The 16911-nt window shown below is 43.0% G+C and carries 14 protein-coding genes; 10 read left to right on the plus strand and 4 right to left on the minus strand.

The genetic code is table 11. From position 1 onward, the window contains the following. Positions 1-4: 4 nt before the first annotated feature. The 7 genes from H5114_RS04560 to H5114_RS04590 all read left to right on the plus strand — a co-directional run bounded on the left by H5114_RS04560 (position 5) and on the right by H5114_RS04590 (position 5837). Entirely contained in the window at positions 5-904 is a 900-nt protein-coding gene (locus tag H5114_RS04560) for a DUF350 domain-containing protein (RefSeq protein ID WP_182722330.1), read from the plus strand. 3 nt (positions 905-907) lie between these two features. Next, positions 908-2668, plus strand: coding sequence for a polyamine aminopropyltransferase (locus tag H5114_RS04565; protein ID WP_259395232.1), 1761 nt, complete (start codon positions 908-910; stop codon positions 2666-2668). Between the two features lie 79 nt (positions 2669-2747). Further along, on the plus strand, positions 2748-3161 hold the full coding sequence (locus H5114_RS04570; RefSeq protein WP_124018084.1) for a YjfI family protein: 414 nt from the start codon (positions 2748-2750) through the stop codon (positions 3159-3161). A 10-nt stretch (positions 3162-3171) separates the two neighbouring features. Further along, the gene (locus H5114_RS04575) at positions 3172-3861 is read left to right on the plus strand and encodes a PspA/IM30 family protein (RefSeq protein WP_124018085.1); all 690 of its coding nucleotides are present in this window, start codon (positions 3172-3174) and stop codon (positions 3859-3861) included. Positions 3862-3867: 6 nt separating this feature from the next. Then, positions 3868-4521, plus strand: coding sequence for a hypothetical protein (locus tag H5114_RS04580; RefSeq protein WP_182696683.1), 654 nt, complete (start codon positions 3868-3870; stop codon positions 4519-4521). Between the two features lie 23 nt (positions 4522-4544). After that, complete coding sequence (locus H5114_RS04585) at positions 4545-4880, plus strand: hypothetical protein (RefSeq protein ID WP_124018087.1); 336 nt, start codon at positions 4545-4547, stop codon at positions 4878-4880. A gap of 129 nt (positions 4881-5009) precedes the next feature. Beyond that, complete coding sequence (locus H5114_RS04590; protein WP_182722331.1) at positions 5010-5837, plus strand: ion transporter; 828 nt, start codon at positions 5010-5012, stop codon at positions 5835-5837. A gap of 120 nt (positions 5838-5957) precedes the next feature. On the opposite strand, the gene mrcB is transcribed toward H5114_RS04590, so the two are convergent. The 3 genes from mrcB to H5114_RS04605 all read right to left on the minus strand — a co-directional run bounded on the left by mrcB (position 5958) and on the right by H5114_RS04605 (position 13299). Next, complete coding sequence (mrcB, locus tag H5114_RS04595; protein ID WP_182722332.1) at positions 5958-8258, minus strand: penicillin-binding protein 1B; 2301 nt, start codon at positions 8256-8258, stop codon at positions 5958-5960. 67 nt (positions 8259-8325) lie between these two features. Continuing rightward, positions 8326-10869 carry an ATP-dependent helicase HrpB gene (gene hrpB / locus H5114_RS04600; RefSeq protein ID WP_182722429.1) on the minus strand — a complete coding sequence of 848 codons (2544 nt, stop codon included), beginning with the start codon at positions 10867-10869 and terminating at the stop codon, positions 8326-8328. 129 nt (positions 10870-10998) lie between these two features. Further along, positions 10999-13299 carry a bifunctional diguanylate cyclase/phosphodiesterase gene (locus H5114_RS04605; RefSeq protein ID WP_182722333.1) on the minus strand — a complete coding sequence of 767 codons (2301 nt, stop codon included), beginning with the start codon at positions 13297-13299 and terminating at the stop codon, positions 10999-11001. 187 nt (positions 13300-13486) lie between these two features. Here H5114_RS04605 and thpR point away from each other — a divergent pair, with 187 nt between their 5' ends. Then, complete coding sequence (thpR, locus tag H5114_RS04610) at positions 13487-14053, plus strand: RNA 2',3'-cyclic phosphodiesterase (RefSeq protein ID WP_182722334.1); 567 nt, start codon at positions 13487-13489, stop codon at positions 14051-14053. 72 nt (positions 14054-14125) lie between these two features. Here the strand turns inward: thpR and pepB are convergent, their stop codons facing one another. Then, positions 14126-15400: an aminopeptidase PepB gene (gene pepB, locus H5114_RS04615; protein WP_124018103.1), complete on the minus strand. Its 1275-nt coding sequence runs from the start codon at positions 15398-15400 to the stop codon at positions 14126-14128. Between the two features lie 144 nt (positions 15401-15544). Between pepB and sfsA the strand changes: the two genes are divergently transcribed. After that, the gene (gene sfsA, locus H5114_RS04620) at positions 15545-16249 is read left to right on the plus strand and encodes a DNA/RNA nuclease SfsA (RefSeq protein ID WP_182722335.1); all 705 of its coding nucleotides are present in this window, start codon (positions 15545-15547) and stop codon (positions 16247-16249) included. A gap of 118 nt (positions 16250-16367) precedes the next feature. Further along, positions 16368-16811: an RNA polymerase-binding protein DksA gene (gene dksA, locus H5114_RS04625; protein ID WP_011638715.1), complete on the plus strand. Its 444-nt coding sequence runs from the start codon at positions 16368-16370 to the stop codon at positions 16809-16811. Positions 16812-16911 lie beyond the last annotated feature (100 nt).

Below are 16911 nucleotides of genomic sequence, written 5' to 3' on the forward strand. Positions count from 1 at the left end.
CACCATGACATTTTTTCAAGAATATGGCTTAACTCAACATTTGGCGATTATCTTAGCCATTGATTTAACCATCGCTATCGTTTTACTGACGCTAATGCGTTACTTGCAAGGCTGGAGTGTTAAAGTTAACAGCAGTGCCGAGCTAGCAGAACGTGACAATTTCGCCTTTGGTATTAGTACAGCAGGTGCAATCGCAGCATTAGGCATTGTGCTTACAGGCGCCATAACCGGCGAGGCTGCACCGTCTTATTTAACCGAAGCGATTGGCATGTCGGCTTACGGCTTATTTGGTTTAATACTGATTAAATTGGGTCGTTTTTTACACGACAAAATCGCCTTAAATGAATTTGCGAAAAACGCTGAAATTCTCAAAGGTAATGTCTCTGTGGCTGTGGTTGATGCGGCGGCGGCTATTGCCACTGCCATTATTATCCGCGCAGTATTAATGTGGGCAGAAGATATTACCATCGATACCTTTATCGCTATTTTCAGCGCCTTCTTAATCTCCCAATTAATGTTAGTTATTCTCACCAGACTGCGCGAAAAACGTTACGCTCAACGTAATCAAGGTGCCTCAATGCAACAAGCCTTAACCCAAGGCCAAACGGCATTAGCATTGCGTCATAGCGGTTACATGATTGCCATGGCGTTAAGCTTTAACGCCGCAAGCCATTTCATTGCATACAATCCAACGGCTCACGTCAGTAACATTATTGGTTGGTGCGTATTTTCACTGATTATGTTGGTGGTATTATCGCTATTGATAACCGTGGTAAAAAAACTGGTATTGGCCGGTATTAATCTTGCCGAGGAAGTCGAAAAACAACAAAACATCGGTATCGCAGCCGTTGAAATGGCGATTAGTATTGCCGTGGCTCTTATTCTTACGGCGTTAATGGCTTAATTTATGACAACACCTTTGCTCGATGAACTTCCCGCTAACACTACACCAGGGGGCTCACAGCAAAGTTCCCCTCCATCCCGTCAAGTATCGTGGTTTGATGATGCCTTATTACTCGGCATCATGGCCTCGTTGGCGGGATGTGGTCTCATTTATGAATATCTATTATCTCACTATGCGGGCCGAATTCTTGGCGCACTAGAAGCAGCTATTTACACCATGATAGGCTTGATGATTGTGTCTATGGGTGTGGGAGCCTTTGCTGCACGGAAAATTAAATGCGCTTTCACTGGCTTTGCTATGCTCGAATTAACCGTAGCACTGTGTGGCTCATTTGCGATTATCGTTACCGCGGCCGTAATTGGCTTTGGTCAACAACTGCCATTAACCATCGCCAATACTTTAGGGCTGCCGCCGGATCACCTACCTAATGGTGGCTTTATTGCAAGTTTGCAAACCCTTAGCGCATACCTACCCTATGTTTGGGGCGTACTGCTGGGGTTAATGATTGGCATGGAAATACCGCTGATTGCTCGCGTTCGGCAATCTTTGTCTGAAGCACACTTACTGCATAATGCCGGCACCATATATGGTGCCGATTACATTGGTGCGGGCATAGGTGCCGCTATTTGGGTCGGCTTTATGTTGGCCATAGATATTCAACTGGCTGCTGCACTCACCGCCAGTGTTAACCTCATCGCAGGGCTAATCTTTATTTGGCGTTTCTGGTCGAAAATCAATCATGTTAAATTGCTACTCATAGGCCATATTATTGCCAGTGTGGTGATTGGCTTATTGGCCGTTAAAGGCCCTAGCTGGGAACAGCATTTTAATAACCTGTTATATAAAGATCATGTGGTGTATGCCAAAGCAACGCGCTTCCAGCAACTCAATTTTACTGAGCGTCTGCGCGGAGGTGGTTTACCGCCAGTTTATAATTTATACATCAATGGCCGTTTGCAATTTTCGAGCAGCGACGAACACATCTATCACAGCTTTTTAGTTCACCCAACATTAGCAGCCAGCGCACGGCACGATAATGTGTTAATTATTGGCGGTGGTGATGGCCTAGGATTAAAACAAGTGCTCAAATGGCAACCTAAAGCCGTTACTTTAATGGATTTGGATAAAGACCTATTAGCCTTATTTAAATCGCCACCAGCAGATATGCCCAAGCGCTTAAGCGATGCATTATTAGCATTAAATGGCGATGCGTTAAACGATCCACGCTTAACCTTAATGGTCGATGATGCATTTAACGGGGTTGATAAGCTGATCCAAAAAGGTCAAATATTTGATGCCATCATTGTCGATTTACCTGACCCAAGCCACCCAGACTTAAATAAATTGTATTCAGATTTATTTTATCGCAAGCTCAATGAATTACTCAGTGCAGATGGCGTGATCACTGTGCAGTCAACGTCACCTTATCATGCGCCAAAAGCGTTTATATCGGTGGGAAAAACCCTTACTGCAGCAGGATTTAATGTAAAACAGTATCATCATAATGTGCCGAGCTTTGGGGAATGGGGTTGGAGTATCGGCAGTAAGATGGGCAAAAATCCACAACAGCGATTAGCCGCCATCGATAATATTCCGGTGCCAGAAGAATGGCTTACTCCTGGGCTTATCCATGGTTCATTTGAATTCCCTAAGCATTTTTATGCCGATATAGACAAGATCAAAGTGAACGAAATTGGTTCACTGCAGCTGTATTACTACCATTTAGCAGCTTGGTCAGAAAATGAAGTAATTAATCTTTTTTAATTGGACCAGATAGCGCTTGACATATTATGTCTAGATGCTACCTTTACTCACAGACATAATATGTCAATTAAGGACGAATATGAACATCCATACTATTGCAAGTCACCTAAACGGACTGTGCGATCACAGCAAAACCGGTTTTCAATTTGATTGTTATCCGATTGACGGTGATGTTGAAGTGTTACAAGTCAATATTGTCGGCCGCGAAGAAATTCCGGTGTTTGTATCAGTAACTGATAACCAAATATTGTGCATCAGCTACTTGTGGGGCGAAAACGAAGTAAATCAAGCTCGTCGGTCTGAAATGTTTGAGACCATGTTAGAACTGAACATTCCAATGCCATTATCATCGTTTGCTAAAATTGATGATAAATATGTGGTTTACGGAGCTTTATCTGTGCTTTCAAGCATGGAAGAGATTGAACAAGAATTAGCAGTACTGTCAGACAACTGTCTGGAAGTCATCGACGAACTCGTCGAATTTTTAAACTAAGGAGCCAATTATGGGCATTCTAAACAAGATTCTTACAGCGTTTCGTGGTGGTGCAACAGAAGTTGGCCAAAATATCGTTGACGCAAACTCAACTCGTATTTTTGAACAAGAAATTCGAGATGCAGAAAAACATTTAACTCGCGCTAAACGTGAATTAACCGACGTGATGGCCAAAGAAATGCAAGCTAGCCGCGAAATTGATCGCTTAAAGCGCAGCGTTGCTGAGCACGAAGGTTATGTCACCCAAGCGCTAGAAAAAGGCAATGAAGCATTAGCGATTGAAATTGCAGAAAAGATTGCTCAATTAGACGAAGAGTTAGCCGAGCAACAAACTGCCAATGACAGCTTTAGTTCGCATGCAGTGCGTTTAAAAGACTTAGTTAAAAAGACCGAGCGTCAGTTAAATGATTATCAACGTCAATTAACCATGGTCAAAACAACTGAAAGTGTACAAAAAGCGACTGCGACTATCACTGACTCATTTGCTTCAAGCAACTCAAAACTGCTTAATGCTAAAGATTCACTTGAGCGCATCAAAGCACGTCAGCAGCAGTTTGATGACCGCTTAAAAGCGTCTGAAACCTTAGCTGAAGAAAATAGCGATAAGTCATTACACGCAAAACTAGCAGAAGCTGGTATTGGTGAGCAAAAGTCGAATGCTAATGCAGTGTTAGATCGCATCAAAGCACGTAAAGGCTAAGCGATTATGGGATTTCTTAGCGGCCTATTCGGCAAAAAAGAAGCCCCGAAGCGTCAGCTTGACCACCCTAATAAACTGCTCAAGGGTGATATGATCACCTTTGATGACAGTTTTGCTTTGCCCACGCAATTGCGTGGGCAACAGCTTAAGGTTGAGGCTATTCATACTTATGAATACCAGCGCTCGCAGCTTTGTGAATTCTTATTGCGTGGCCATAGCGGCACGGCAATTTACCTATCCTATATTCAAGAAGACGAATCTTACTTAAGTATTTCAATCAAAATAAATCGTGACCTGGTTGAACAATTGTTTGACCTTGATGCATTTGCAGAAATATTTGAAGAACCAGGTAAAGCAACACTCACTCTGCAAACTCTGAATGACGAATTAGCGACCGAGTTAGATAAATGGCTCAGTGATGAATATCATCAAGCCGAATTTGCTAGTTTTGGCTACTTCCATCGTCAAGATTATCGAGATTTAAAACCGCCTCAAAATGACGATGATGCCCGCGGTGAAGGTTTTGAAGGCTACAGCTTAGTCAACTCTGCTGACTCTCATGCGGTAGATATTGAAGTTTACGAAAGTGGCGACACTGAAGTGATGTTGACATTATATCGACCACTGACAGATATTAGAGAATACTGGCCAGCAAGCTGATACAGGTAGGAGACGATTTTCTAATGAGTTCAGGCAAACCGTTACCAGAGAAATGGCTTAAAAACCAACAAGCGGCGAAAGCGACTCAAGTGGCTTTTGATCTGGATGAGAAGTTTCAATACTCGATCCGCAAAGCGGCCTTAGACAAAGGCGTGAGTCCATCAGACCAAATTAGGACGATACTAGGATTATCGGTATCTAAACGACCTAAACGTCCGCGTTTAACCGTGTCATTAGATGCTGCTGACTATGTTATTTTAGCGCAGAAATACGGTTTAGACAGTGAGTCACAACTGGAAATTAAAAAGCGTGTGTTAGATGACTTAGTCCACTTCGTTGATAATAAATCAGCAAAATAAACACGGTTTTATGCTAATTATGCCAACTAAAAAAACGCACTAGGCCCCTGCCTTGTGCGTTTTTTGTTATGATAAAGCTAATCAATTCACTAGGCCTAACGGCTAACGAATGTAAACGGATTTAACGACATGCTCGAATCTAAAAGTTGGTCAATTAAAAACGTCGATGGTCCAAGTCCATTCGAACTCGCGATGATGGTGTTATCATTAATTTCAGTGGTTATTGTATTGACCATGACGTTCGGCAAGTTAGGCGCTGAAACGAACAAAGTCTTACTCTATATCGACACGACCATATGTGTCATTTTCATGACCAAATTTTTCTATGGTTTAGTCAAAGCACGCAACAGAGCCTTTTACATCCGTCATCATTGGATTGACTTTATTGCCAGTATTCCGGCTATTGAAGCGCTGCGCTTTGCACGTATATTCCAAATATTAAGAGTCATTCGGTTAATCCGCATGAGTCGCTCATTACTCATCCCATTATTGCGTCAACGTAAACAAACGACTCTGGCCAGCTTATTGGTCGCTATGGTGTTAATTTTAGCGGCTGCATCAGTACTTATTTTATTAGTAGAAAGCGCTGAGCCTAACGCCAACATCCAAACTGCAGAACAAGCCATTTGGTGGGCTTTAGTGACCATATCAACAGTCGGTTATGGGGATTTTTACCCTGTCACTACAATTGGTCATGTTATTGGTGGGCTAGTGATTATCAGCGGGGTTAGCTTTTTTGGGGTGATATCGGGTTACATGGCTTCTGTTTTCGTCGCTCCTGATGAGCAAGAACGTACCGAGGCACAAGAAGCCCAAACCGCACATAAAGAACACATTAACAATCAGCTAAATATGGCGCTGGAGCAAATGCAGCTAAACCAGCAGAAAATGGAACAAAACCAACAACACATGCTCGATGAAATCAAAAAGTTAAGGCAACAGCTAGATAAACATTAGCCATTATTAAACCAACGTTGAATCCAATAAAAAGCCCAAGGTTATTTAACCTTGGGCTTTTTATATTCAGATGTCTCGCCCTGAAATAGGCTTATACTTTAAGACGAGTTAGCAGATCAATTATTGCCCCACCAGCTTCTGCCACCACGAGAGTGACTCGCCACAATTAGCCACTGGGTGAAAGCTTGATTCTAAAGCCGGTAAGCCAACAATATTGTCACAATTACCTTGTTTAGCCGCGCCAGTTGTTCGATCAAAATAACCGTTTATTACGCCATTAACAGGCATCATACGCAAACTAAGCGGCGGACGTTCATTTAGAAAAGCTTGATACACAGCCATTGCACCACTACTGCCGTATAAACCAGTTTTACTGTTATCGTCTTGACCAACCCAAATAGCTGCCACGTTACGTTCGTCAAAACCTGCAAACCATGAGTCGCGACTGTCGTTACTGGTCCCCGTTTTACCCGCTAGACGTACGCCAGGGAATGCAGCACCTAAGCGCTTAGCGGTTCCAGAACGCACCACTTGATTCATTGCATATTGGACTAAATAATCGGTAGCAGGATCAATCGCCATCGACGATGGCACACGGCTAACATCTAATGCTTGGTTTTGACTGTCGAGCACAGCAGTAATCGATGATAACTTACGATAACGTCCTTCATCTGCAAGGGTTTGATAAACTTGAGCCACCATTAATGGTGAACCATTTACAGCACCAAGTAACATGGATGGATAAGGAGAAATATCATCATCCCAACCTGAACTTTTTAACGTAGCAGCAACCTTGTCTACTCCAACAGCCAAACCAACATTTACCGTTGGAACGTTCATTGAATCTTTAAATGCACTTAATAAAGGCACTTGACCGCTGAACTTTTTATCGACATTTTTAGGTGACCAAGTTTTACCTTGCTCATTTTGAAGCGTAATAGGTTTATCTTCAATTGGGGTCGCTAAGGTAAACTTATCCGCTTGGCGTAATGCGCTGGCATACACGAATGGCTTAATTAACGATCCGATTGGGCGTCTAATTTCTACCGCACGATTGAAGCCTTCATAACTGGGTTGCTTATCGCCCACCATGGCAGCAATACCACCGGTGTATTTATCGGTAACCACCATACCGACTTGAATATTTTTAGCCCGTTTATCCAGTGATGCCATGGTAGATAACACGGCTTTTTCAGCTGCTTCTTGGGCCATAGGATCAAGCGTGGTATAGACTTTAACACCCGATTGCTTGAGTAATGAGTCGCCATAACGGTCGCGCAACTCTTGTTTTACCACGGCAAAAAATGCCGGTAATTTTTGATGTACCGATTTTGTCGCACTGCGAAGACCAATAGGCGACTCTACAGCAGCTTTATATTGAGCAACGGTTAATTTATCGTTTTCCATCAATAAACGTAATACTAGATCACGTCGCTCTTGGGCTCGCTCAGCATAACGCCAAGGATTGTAATAAGAAGGCCCCTTAATAACCGCAACTAAAAAGGCTTGTTGCGACACGGTCAGCTCAGCAATGGGGCGACCAAAGTAAAACTGTGATGCTAGCCCCATACCATGCACACCACGGGCTTTATCTTGGCCCATGTACACTTCATTGAGATAAGCCTCTAAAATTTCATCTTTGCTATATCGAAAATCAATGATCAACGCCATAAGGGCTTCACGTACTTTACGCACAATTGAACGTTCACTGCTTAAAAAGAAATTTTTGGCTAACTGTTGAGTTAAGGTTGAACCACCTTGAACGGTACGACCCGCGGTGATATTGACAACTGCAGCTCTTGCAATGGCCAATGGGTTTACCCCGAAGTGATCATAAAAGCTGCGGTCTTCAACCAAAATAAGCGCATCGATGATCATCGAAGGCATTTCAGGCGCGCGCACAAATAAGCGATCTTCGCCATCGCCGGCAATAATACGGTCAAGTAAGACTGGTTCTAAATGAAATACGGCTAATTCACGTTTATCAGACATGCGCTTAACCGAGCTCACGCCCTGAGAGTCAAAGCTAATCATCACTTTTTGTGCGACTTGATTACCTTCTGGGTGCAAAAACGGCCGACGCCATAATTCAATGCGGGTGCTGGATGCTGAAAACTCGCCAACTTGACGTGGGTTAGCCACTTTACGATAACCCAATAGCTTTAATTCGGCCATTAGCTGAGGATGGTTTATCGCAGCTCCCGGGTATAGCGCCATTGAACGGCTAAAAACTTGCGCAGGTAAATGCCACTTTTGGCCTTCAAATTTTTGCGCAATAATTTGGTCTAAATAAATAGCATAAAAGCTTACAACGGCAATACCAACTATGGATAATTTCAATGTGAGTGACCACAGCTTTCGCCACCAAGAGGGTCCTGTCTTTTTTGTGGTTACCGAAGACTTTTTGGTTTTTTTAGTCATAAATAATGATTTCATTTTCCATATAACGCTGAATAATTACATGTTATTAATAAGCTAGATAACTTATTTACACGCCAGGAGTTTTCTTTTTAGTAAATTTTGTAGCCACAGTATTCACTGGGTCATCAGGCCATAAATGCCTAGGATAACGGCCACGCATTTCTTTTTTCACATCAATATAAGGGCCTTGCCAAAAACTGGCTAAATCAGCCGTTGCGGCTAATGGTCTTTGTGCTGGCGATAATAACTCCATAGTCACGGTCATTTTACCGTGCAATATTGTCGGGCTTTGCGCCATCCCTAATGCTTCTTGTAATCGTACACTGAGCAACGCACGCCCTTGTTGATCATGGTTATGATAAAAATGTCCATCGGCGTCAAGGGGCATCTGGTAACGAATTGGCGCACGAGTACCTGTTGCCATCGGCCAGTGTGTAGGCACCAACTGCTCTAACCTTTGCTGCTGCTGCCAATTGAGTAAGTTTTTCACCAATCCATAAGCGTCAACTTTAGCTAATGCGGCCAATGAACGAATATTGTCTAAATGTGGCCCAAGCCAATCTTCTAATGAAGCCAGCAAGAACTCATCACTTAAGCAAGGCCAATCATGCTCTGGATCAAAGTGTCGTGCTAATTCAACCCGATATTGTAACTGGATTAATAGCTCGTCACGATTAAGGATTGTTAACCCTTTAATGCGGATTTGTGCTAACAACGCGGCGGTAATGTGTGCTCGTTCAGGTGTAATACCGGTGTCGACTTTAATAATAATCTCACCGATTTTAGTGTGTCTCTCTGCAAAGAAACGCCCTTTTGCTTCATCCCAACCAGCGTGTACATGAGTGGTCACTAACGAGGTAAGCTCAGCCGTAAATAAACGTTCATCCAACCTTGCAGCAAGGTAAACCTGACCAGCATTACGACCTTGAGTCTCTTGAAAGTCAGCAACCACTAACCATGGTTCATGTGCCAAACTATCATCGGCACTGATCACTACGCCAGTACCATTACTTAATAAAAAGCCTTCATGACCACGTGCTTTGGCAATACGATCAGGGTAAGCAAGTGCTAACAAATAACTAATATCGCGAGTGGATGCATTTCGTATGGCTTCATTGATCTGACCCGATATCGCCAAGGATTGCTGCCATTGCCTTACTTGCTGCTTAATCTGTCCCTGCAAAGCCTCAGTCAAATAATGATGAATATCGGCGCCTTTTTTGGGTAAGCCGCGAGCTTCAATAATGCCCGCTAACACACATGCCAATAAACACAGTTGCGGCTGATTGTCATCCTGAGCAAGTTGCTTAGCTTTAAGCAGCATATGCGCTAAACGCGGATGGCAACCTAATGCATAAGCATCTCGACCTAATGGCGTTAATTTACGTTGTGAGTCAATCAATTCAAGTTGCTGAAGTAATCCCCAAGCAACCTGTTCATGAATGGCCGGCGGCGGCGTGAGCAATGACAATTCGGCAAATGATTTAGCGCCCCAATTGGCACAATCAAGTGCCATCGAAGTCAGTTCAGCTTGCATAATTTCAGGTTCGTCGACCTTGCGCATACGTCCTTGTTCTTCTTGACTCCATAAACGTACGCAATAACCCGCAGCTAAGCGCCCTGCACGACCACTTCGCTGAATGGCAGAAGCTTGGCTAATGCGCTTAAGCCCTAAGCGTGTCACGCCGGTTTTAGGGTTAAAACTCGCTTCACGTCGATAACCACTGTCTATCACTAGCGTAATGCCTTCGATAGTTAAACTCGATTCCGCCACATTGGTCGCAAGGACTATCTTACGTTTACCAGGCTCTGCTTCCCTAATAGCTTGATCTTGTTCTGCAGACGATAAATCGCCATACATAGGGCAAATTAGCCATGATGCATCCAAACGCTCACGTAACAATCCAGCGAGCTTACGGATTTCACCTTTGCCGGGTAAAAATGCTAGCACACTGCCTTGTTGATAAGCGGCTAATTCAATCGACGTGATGGTGTCGAGAATGACTCGAGACATGTGCGTAAGCCACATTTGCTGACTTGGACAAGGTTGATAAGCAATCTCAACCGCAAAACTGCGGCCATCACTGTGGATGTGAGCTGCATCGGGCATTAAGGTGTCGAGCGGTAAACCAGATAGGGTTGCAGACATGGCAATAATGCGTAAATCGTCACGCAATGATTGCTGCACTTCTAATGCTAAAGCTAAGCCTAAATCGGTAGTGAGGTGACGTTCATGTATTTCATCGAAAATAATCACATCAATACCACTCAGTTCAGGGTCTTGTTGGATCATGCGGGTCAAAATACCTTCAGTCACAATTTCGAGTCGAGTATCAGCGCTGACTTTTGATTCGCCGCGAACACGATAACCCACTTGTTGACCAACCGCCTGGCCCAATTGTTTAGCGATAAATTGTGCTACATTGCGGGCGGCAACTCGGCGTGGCTCTAACATGAGAATTTTGCCACTAATTTCAGGCCAGGCTAGCATGGCTAATGGCAAGGCTGTTGATTTACCCGCACCAGTAGGTGCTTCGAGAATAATCTGCGAATAATCGGCAAACTGCACCCGCAACGAGTTAAGTACCGCCTGTATGGGTAATGAAGTGATAATCGATGATTCTGGGCGCGGTAATGCTTGTTTTGAGGTCAACGCTATTAACTTTTACGGCAATTTTATGGGGCTCATTTTACCCACAATCATATCAAGGTGTCATTAATTGCAGATGGCATACATCAATTAATCATTTAAGGCCGTAAGATTATCTCCTAACGTAGCGGATGTTAACCAAGGTGTTCGCAAACCGTGTGGTAATTCGGCCAAGCGCGTCGGTTTATTAATGGCATAACCTTGAGCATAATCAACGCCGATATTTTTCAGATATAAGCCAATCTCAATATTCTCAACGAACTCGGCGATAACCTCAAACCCCATGTCTCTACCAAGTTGACAAATTGCTGTCACAATCGCTTTATCGCTGCGGTTTTCACATAAATTGACCACAAATTGGCCATCAATTTTAACGTAGTCCACATCGAGGCATTTTAAATAAGCAAAACTTGAAAAACCAGAACCAAAATCATCTAAAGCAATTTTACAGCCAAACGGACGTAACAAATCAATTAACCCTGTGGCTTGGTCTAACTGGCTTACGGCTGCGGTTTCGGTGATCTCAAAACATAACTTACTCACCAACTCTGGTTCAACCATTAAGCGCATTTCAAGCCAATTCATGAACTTTTGATCGGCCAGTGACATTGCCGACAAATTAACCGAAACCATAGACAATTGACGCCATATGGTTAAATTATTGCCACCCCATTTCAATAAATTATCGATAACCCATCTATCAACACGAGGCGCTAAGTTATAACGCTCAGCAGCAGGTAGAAACACGCCAGGTGATACATATCGGCCATCGCTTTGTACCATGCGCAGTAATATTTCGATGTGTATCCCAGTTTCGGGTTTATTTAGCGGCTCAATGAGTTGATAAAATAACTCAAACTGATTTAACGCAAGTGCTCCAGTAATATCTACAGATGCAAGCATTTGGTTATACATGAGGTTCATTTGTGGGTCATCTGGATTGTAAAAATGCCAGCGGTTACGGCCTTCCTCTTTGGCTAATCGACAAGCAGCATCCGCTTTACTCATGACACCATAGATATCTGGAGCAACATAATCAACTTTAGCAATGCCAATACTGGCACTAATATTATGCTTAACCCCCTTCCAAATAAATTCATGCTCAAATAATTGCTGACAAATTCGTTGCGCCACTTGTTGTGCTGATGACACATCAGAATTGTTCATCAATAAGCCAAATTCATCGCCCCCTAGCCGCGCAACAACATCGCCTTTGCGTAATAATTGTTTTAACCGTGTGGCCACTTGCTGCAATAACAAATCACCCGCTTGATGACCACTTAGATCATTAACTACCTGAAATTGATCAAGATCGAGAAAGGCAATACAAGCAGGTGTATGATCTTCATCGTCTAATAACTCTTCGAGCATATTTTCAAACTGCAGCCGATTCGGTAAGCCGGTTAATACGTCATGATTGGAGTGAAATGATAATTCATCAGCAAGTCGATAACGCTCGGTGACATCTTCAATCATTAACAATAACTGCTGCTGCTTATTAAGAGCATGGCAAAAGCTAAACTTGTACCAATGAATTTGCCCACCATTTCGCAGCGGTACTTCACACCAGGCTTGACGTAAAATACCTTCGCGGACAATGTGCAACGTATCGAGTAGCAGTGGGTGATCTTCTTCACGCAATAAGTTAAATAAACTTTGGCCTTCACTAATAAGCAGACTGTCTTTACTCGCATCATTTTGCAATACAATATTATTCTGTAAATCAATGAGCGCACAGGCTATGGGCAATAACTGAAACAGCTCTTGATATTGTTTATCTTTACTATCGAGCAAAACGGCTAAACGACGTAACTCAAGTGACGATGCCAATTGATAAGCGGTATCTTCGAGTAGCTTGTGTATAAACGAAATGGGATCTTTATGCTTACTCACAACAGGATTAGCATCTGAAGCACACAGAGTGCCTAACACGACTCTGACATTGCCTACCTGTAAAACGGGGCTGAGTGCAATATGCTGGCAATTAATATTGAGAGCGTTAAAAAGGCTAATGAGTGGTGTTAATATTAGATCTTGTTGGTCGGTTAACCCTTGCGTAGCATTATGAGAATAAGTGATAAGCTGATGATTAGAAAATAAGGATTCGCAAAGCGACAGATGATCTTTAAACTGTTGATTGAACAGTGCTTCAGAAGCGGGGGAAGTACCAAAATAACTAGCACATTGCTGCTCTGACGTGTCGATAATTTCAACATCGACCGAAAATACTTTATCGTACTGATTTGTCAGTACAAATGCCGCGCTGCATTCTAGTCTTTTACAGACTAACTCTAGTGCTTGATTAAGCAGCGATAACACCGAAGTATTACTACTCTCAATAGGTCCATTTGTAAAAACACTTTTCAATAGTTGCTGGGTGCTATCTGCCATTCATCAACTCAGTCAAGGTTAGCAATTCAATTTGCTTAGGAATAAAAAAAACATGCGCTATATTATCGTTAACATTCACCTAAGTGTAGTTTAGTCACTCACAAATAACGATATTTGTTTACATCATTCAATATTAATAATCTATTCGGCTTAGGGTTTCAACTCATTACTCATTAAGGATAAGCGTATGCAAGCCACATCTTCGCGAAGATTGTTTGTCGGCTTTGGCTTAAAAAAGTCAGAAATAGAAAAAACATCTCTAATAAAACAGCGTCTTAGCCCATTTATTAATGATACAGCAAAGGTAGTGGATAATAGTAATTTACACATGACACTCGGTTTTTTAGGCCAGATAGATCAGACCAGTTATGCCAGTGTTGTCGATGCGATCGAGTTGATGCCAAAACCGACTTTTATGCAAGAGTTAGATACACTATCGTTATGGCAATCAGCACGATTAATTTGCCTAAAAGGACACGCTAGCGAACCGCTATTGCTTATGGCTCAATCGCTACTCTTGATTGCGAAAAATCACAAGGTATTGATTAGCGAACACCAATACGTCCCTCACATTAGTTTATTTCGCCAAGTTAACATCACTACTTTACCTACGTTGAGATGCACCACTAGGTTATCGTTGATGCCAACTGAATTACATCTGTATCAATCTATCAAGAATAAACGCCAAACTGACTACTCTGTACTTAAAAGTTGGCCGCTAACTGAAGACAACAAAAAAGCCGCTATTATCTAATGCCCAGCTCTTAAACTGAGAACATTAAATAACAACGGCTTTAAATCTGCCTTATATTTGCACTTTTATCGGCTAGTCTTTCAATAATTCAGCAATGGTCAATACACCATGAGTTGTCGCACCTGCGGCCCATAGCGCCGACGCTGATGATTCAAACGCTGCAGCTAAATCGACATGCAACCAATTGGCTTGTGGTGATACAAAACGCCATAGAAAACCTGCGGCGTTAGAGGCGCCACCTGCGCCGCCACCTTTTACTGGACGACTGTTAGCGGTATCGGCATACGCTGATGGGCACATGTCTTTATGCCATGGATCTAACGGTAATGGCCATACGTTTTCAGACACAGCGGCAGCACTTTTTTGTGCTAATTGTAATGTCGCGGTTTGTGGTGAGAAAATCGCATTATAATTTGAACCAACCGCCATCACTGCTGCGCCGGTTAAGGTTGCGGCATCGATAATCAAGCCTGCGCCAGTTTCTGATGCGGCTTGTAGGCCATCAGCCAATACTAAGCGTCCTTCAGCGTCGGTATTGACGACTTCAACCGTAGTACCATTTTTATAGGTTAAAATATCACCTAGTTTAAAAGCACGTCCGCTGACGAGGTTTTCTGCGCAACATAAGAATAACTTAACGCGTTTATTCAAACCGGAGTTAATCGCTAATCCCAAAGCGGCAGTGACAGTCGCAGCGCCACCCATATCACATTTCATTGTCAGCATACCTTCGGTCGACTTTAGGCTGTAACCGCCTGAGTCAAACGTAATGCCTTTACCGACTAAGGCAACAGATACAGGAGCATCAGCGCCTAATGGATTAAAATCAAGCTCTAATAGCGCAGGAGGACGCTCGCTGCCACGACCAACAGCATGAATACCAACCCACTTTTTCTCTAATAATTCTTGGCCTTCAATAATGTTGAAACTAACATGGTCGCCACCAATATTTTTTAACCAAGATGCCGCCTGGTTAGCTAACGCTAATGGCGATAAATCTTCAGGAGTGTCATTAATTAATTTACGGGCAAACTGAGTCGCGACAGCGCGTTGATTCAAGGTCTCTTTATCGGCGTCACTGCCACACCAGTCAACTTGGTAACCAGCTTTCGCTGTCGCAAAACCTTGCGCAAATGCCCACTGAGAATGCAGGTTCCATAAGCCGCCATCTAATTGCACATAATTAATCCCTTGGGTGCGGATTTTGCGTGCCGCCATTTGCACTTGGCGAAGTTCATCGCTACCTGATAAATGAATTGTCGCCAAAGAGCCTTGATAGGTCACATCAGCTTTACCCCAATGAGCGGCTGGGGCTTCTGTGGTCAGAGTAACGGTCATAATATTCATAATAATCCCTTGTTGTAAGCCTAAGAACACCAATACTCGCACGTAATCACGAGCTAATGGCAGTAGTGTAGACAAAACATAATCGATAAACCAAGCTAAAGTTTGTTAGCATTGTTGTAAATCAACTCAACACTTGGGTCATGGATGAAATTTATCCCCGAATTAGAATCTGGCATATTAATTAAACGTTATAAGCGTTTTCTTGCCGACATCATGCTTGCCAATGGCGAACAGATCACCATTCATTGTCCTAATACTGGTTCAATGAAAAATTGCTTATTTCCTGGTGAGACGGTGTGGTTTTCTACCTCAGACAATCCAAAACGTAAATACGCCCACACCTGGGAATTGATGCAAACCGATCAGCAGCACCTTATCGGGATTAACACAGGACGTGCCAATGCTCTTGCCGAAGATGCCATAAAGAGGCAAGTGATTTCGGAACTGTTAGGTTATGAGCATCTAAAACGTGAAGTGAAGTATGGCAGTGAAAATAGCCGAATCGATATATTGCTCACCAGCCCTAATCGAGCAGATTGCTATATCGAAGTGAAGAGTTGCACCCTTTTAGAACAACACATAGGTTATTTTCCTGATGCCGTTACCACTCGGGGGCAAAAGCATCTTAGAGAATTGATGCATATGGTCACTCTAGGTCATCGAGCGGTATTATTATTTGTGGTACAACACAGCGGCATAACCACTGTTGAACCCGCGCGCCATATTGATCCGCAATACGCAGACTTACTTCAACAAGCCATGGAACATGGCGTTGAAGTGCTAGCCTATAAAACAGCACTTTCACCGCAAGCAAGTTCCATCACCGATTCTTGTAATGTGGTCGTATAGATAAAAATATAAAGCTCAAATACATGTAAAAAATTTGCCACGCTATAGAGTTTCTGGTATAGATAGCGGCCATAAATTTAAGACGTCCTTAAACGCAAATGATTACAGGAGATGCGTTATGCCTCAAGGCACGAAAAAACTTGGCGTACTCGCTATCGCTGGAGTAGATCCTTACCAGGAATCGGCTGGTGAAGAGTATATGAATACCAAGCAACGTGGTCACTTTACATTGATCCTCGAAGCATGGCGTAACCAATTGCGTGAAGAAGTCGACCGTACGTTAACTCACATGCAAGATGAAGCTGCAAACTTTCCTGATCCTGTCGACCGTGCAGCACAAGAAGAAGAATTCAGCTTAGAATTACGCGCTCGTGACAGAGAACGTAAATTGATCAAAAAGATTGAAAAGACCTTACAGCTGATCAAAGAAGATGATTTTGGTTTCTGCTTCTCATGTGGTGTAGAAATTGGTATCCGTCGACTTGAAGCCCGTCCAACAGCCGATCAGTGTATCGACTGTAAAACGCTAGCTGAAATAAAAGAAAAACAAATGGCGGGTTAATCCGCTATCGAAGAAGGGCGAGATTATCTCGCCCTTTTGTTTTATTTTATTCATCAATAAAACACGCCACTCATTTAATTGGTTACCCGCGCTAGAGTGT

This window comes from Shewanella sp. SR43-8 (assembly GCF_014163775.1).
In the GTDB taxonomy this organism is placed as follows: domain Bacteria; phylum Pseudomonadota; class Gammaproteobacteria; order Enterobacterales; family Shewanellaceae; genus Shewanella; species Shewanella vesiculosa.

Excerpts from the sequence above, each read along its gene's own strand:
- H5114_RS04565 (WP_259395232.1), top strand. The coding sequence starts at position 908 with ATGACAACACCTTTGCTCGATGAACTTCCCGCTAACACTACACCAGGG.
- H5114_RS04560 (WP_182722330.1), top strand. The coding sequence starts at position 5 with ATGACATTTTTTCAAGAATATGGCTTAACTCAACATTTGGCGATTATC.
- H5114_RS04590 (WP_182722331.1), top strand. The coding sequence starts at position 5,010 with ATGCTCGAATCTAAAAGTTGGTCAATTAAAAACGTCGATGGTCCAAGT.
- mrcB (WP_182722332.1), bottom strand. The coding sequence starts at position 8,258 with ATGACTAAAAAAACCAAAAAGTCTTCGGTAACCACAAAAAAGACAGGA.
- H5114_RS04575 (WP_124018085.1), top strand. The coding sequence starts at position 3,172 with ATGGGCATTCTAAACAAGATTCTTACAGCGTTTCGTGGTGGTGCAACA.
- pepB (WP_124018103.1), bottom strand. The coding sequence starts at position 15,400 with ATGAATATTATGACCGTTACTCTGACCACAGAAGCCCCAGCCGCTCAT.
- H5114_RS04570 (WP_124018084.1), top strand. The coding sequence starts at position 2,748 with ATGAACATCCATACTATTGCAAGTCACCTAAACGGACTGTGCGATCAC.
- H5114_RS04605 (WP_182722333.1), bottom strand. The coding sequence starts at position 13,299 with ATGGCAGATAGCACCCAGCAACTATTGAAAAGTGTTTTTACAAATGGA.
- H5114_RS04580 (WP_182696683.1), top strand. The coding sequence starts at position 3,868 with ATGGGATTTCTTAGCGGCCTATTCGGCAAAAAAGAAGCCCCGAAGCGT.
- H5114_RS04585 (WP_124018087.1), top strand. The coding sequence starts at position 4,545 with ATGAGTTCAGGCAAACCGTTACCAGAGAAATGGCTTAAAAACCAACAA.
- sfsA (WP_182722335.1), top strand. The coding sequence starts at position 15,545 with ATGAAATTTATCCCCGAATTAGAATCTGGCATATTAATTAAACGTTAT.
- dksA (WP_011638715.1), top strand. The coding sequence starts at position 16,368 with ATGCCTCAAGGCACGAAAAAACTTGGCGTACTCGCTATCGCTGGAGTA.
- thpR (WP_182722334.1), top strand. The coding sequence starts at position 13,487 with ATGCAAGCCACATCTTCGCGAAGATTGTTTGTCGGCTTTGGCTTAAAA.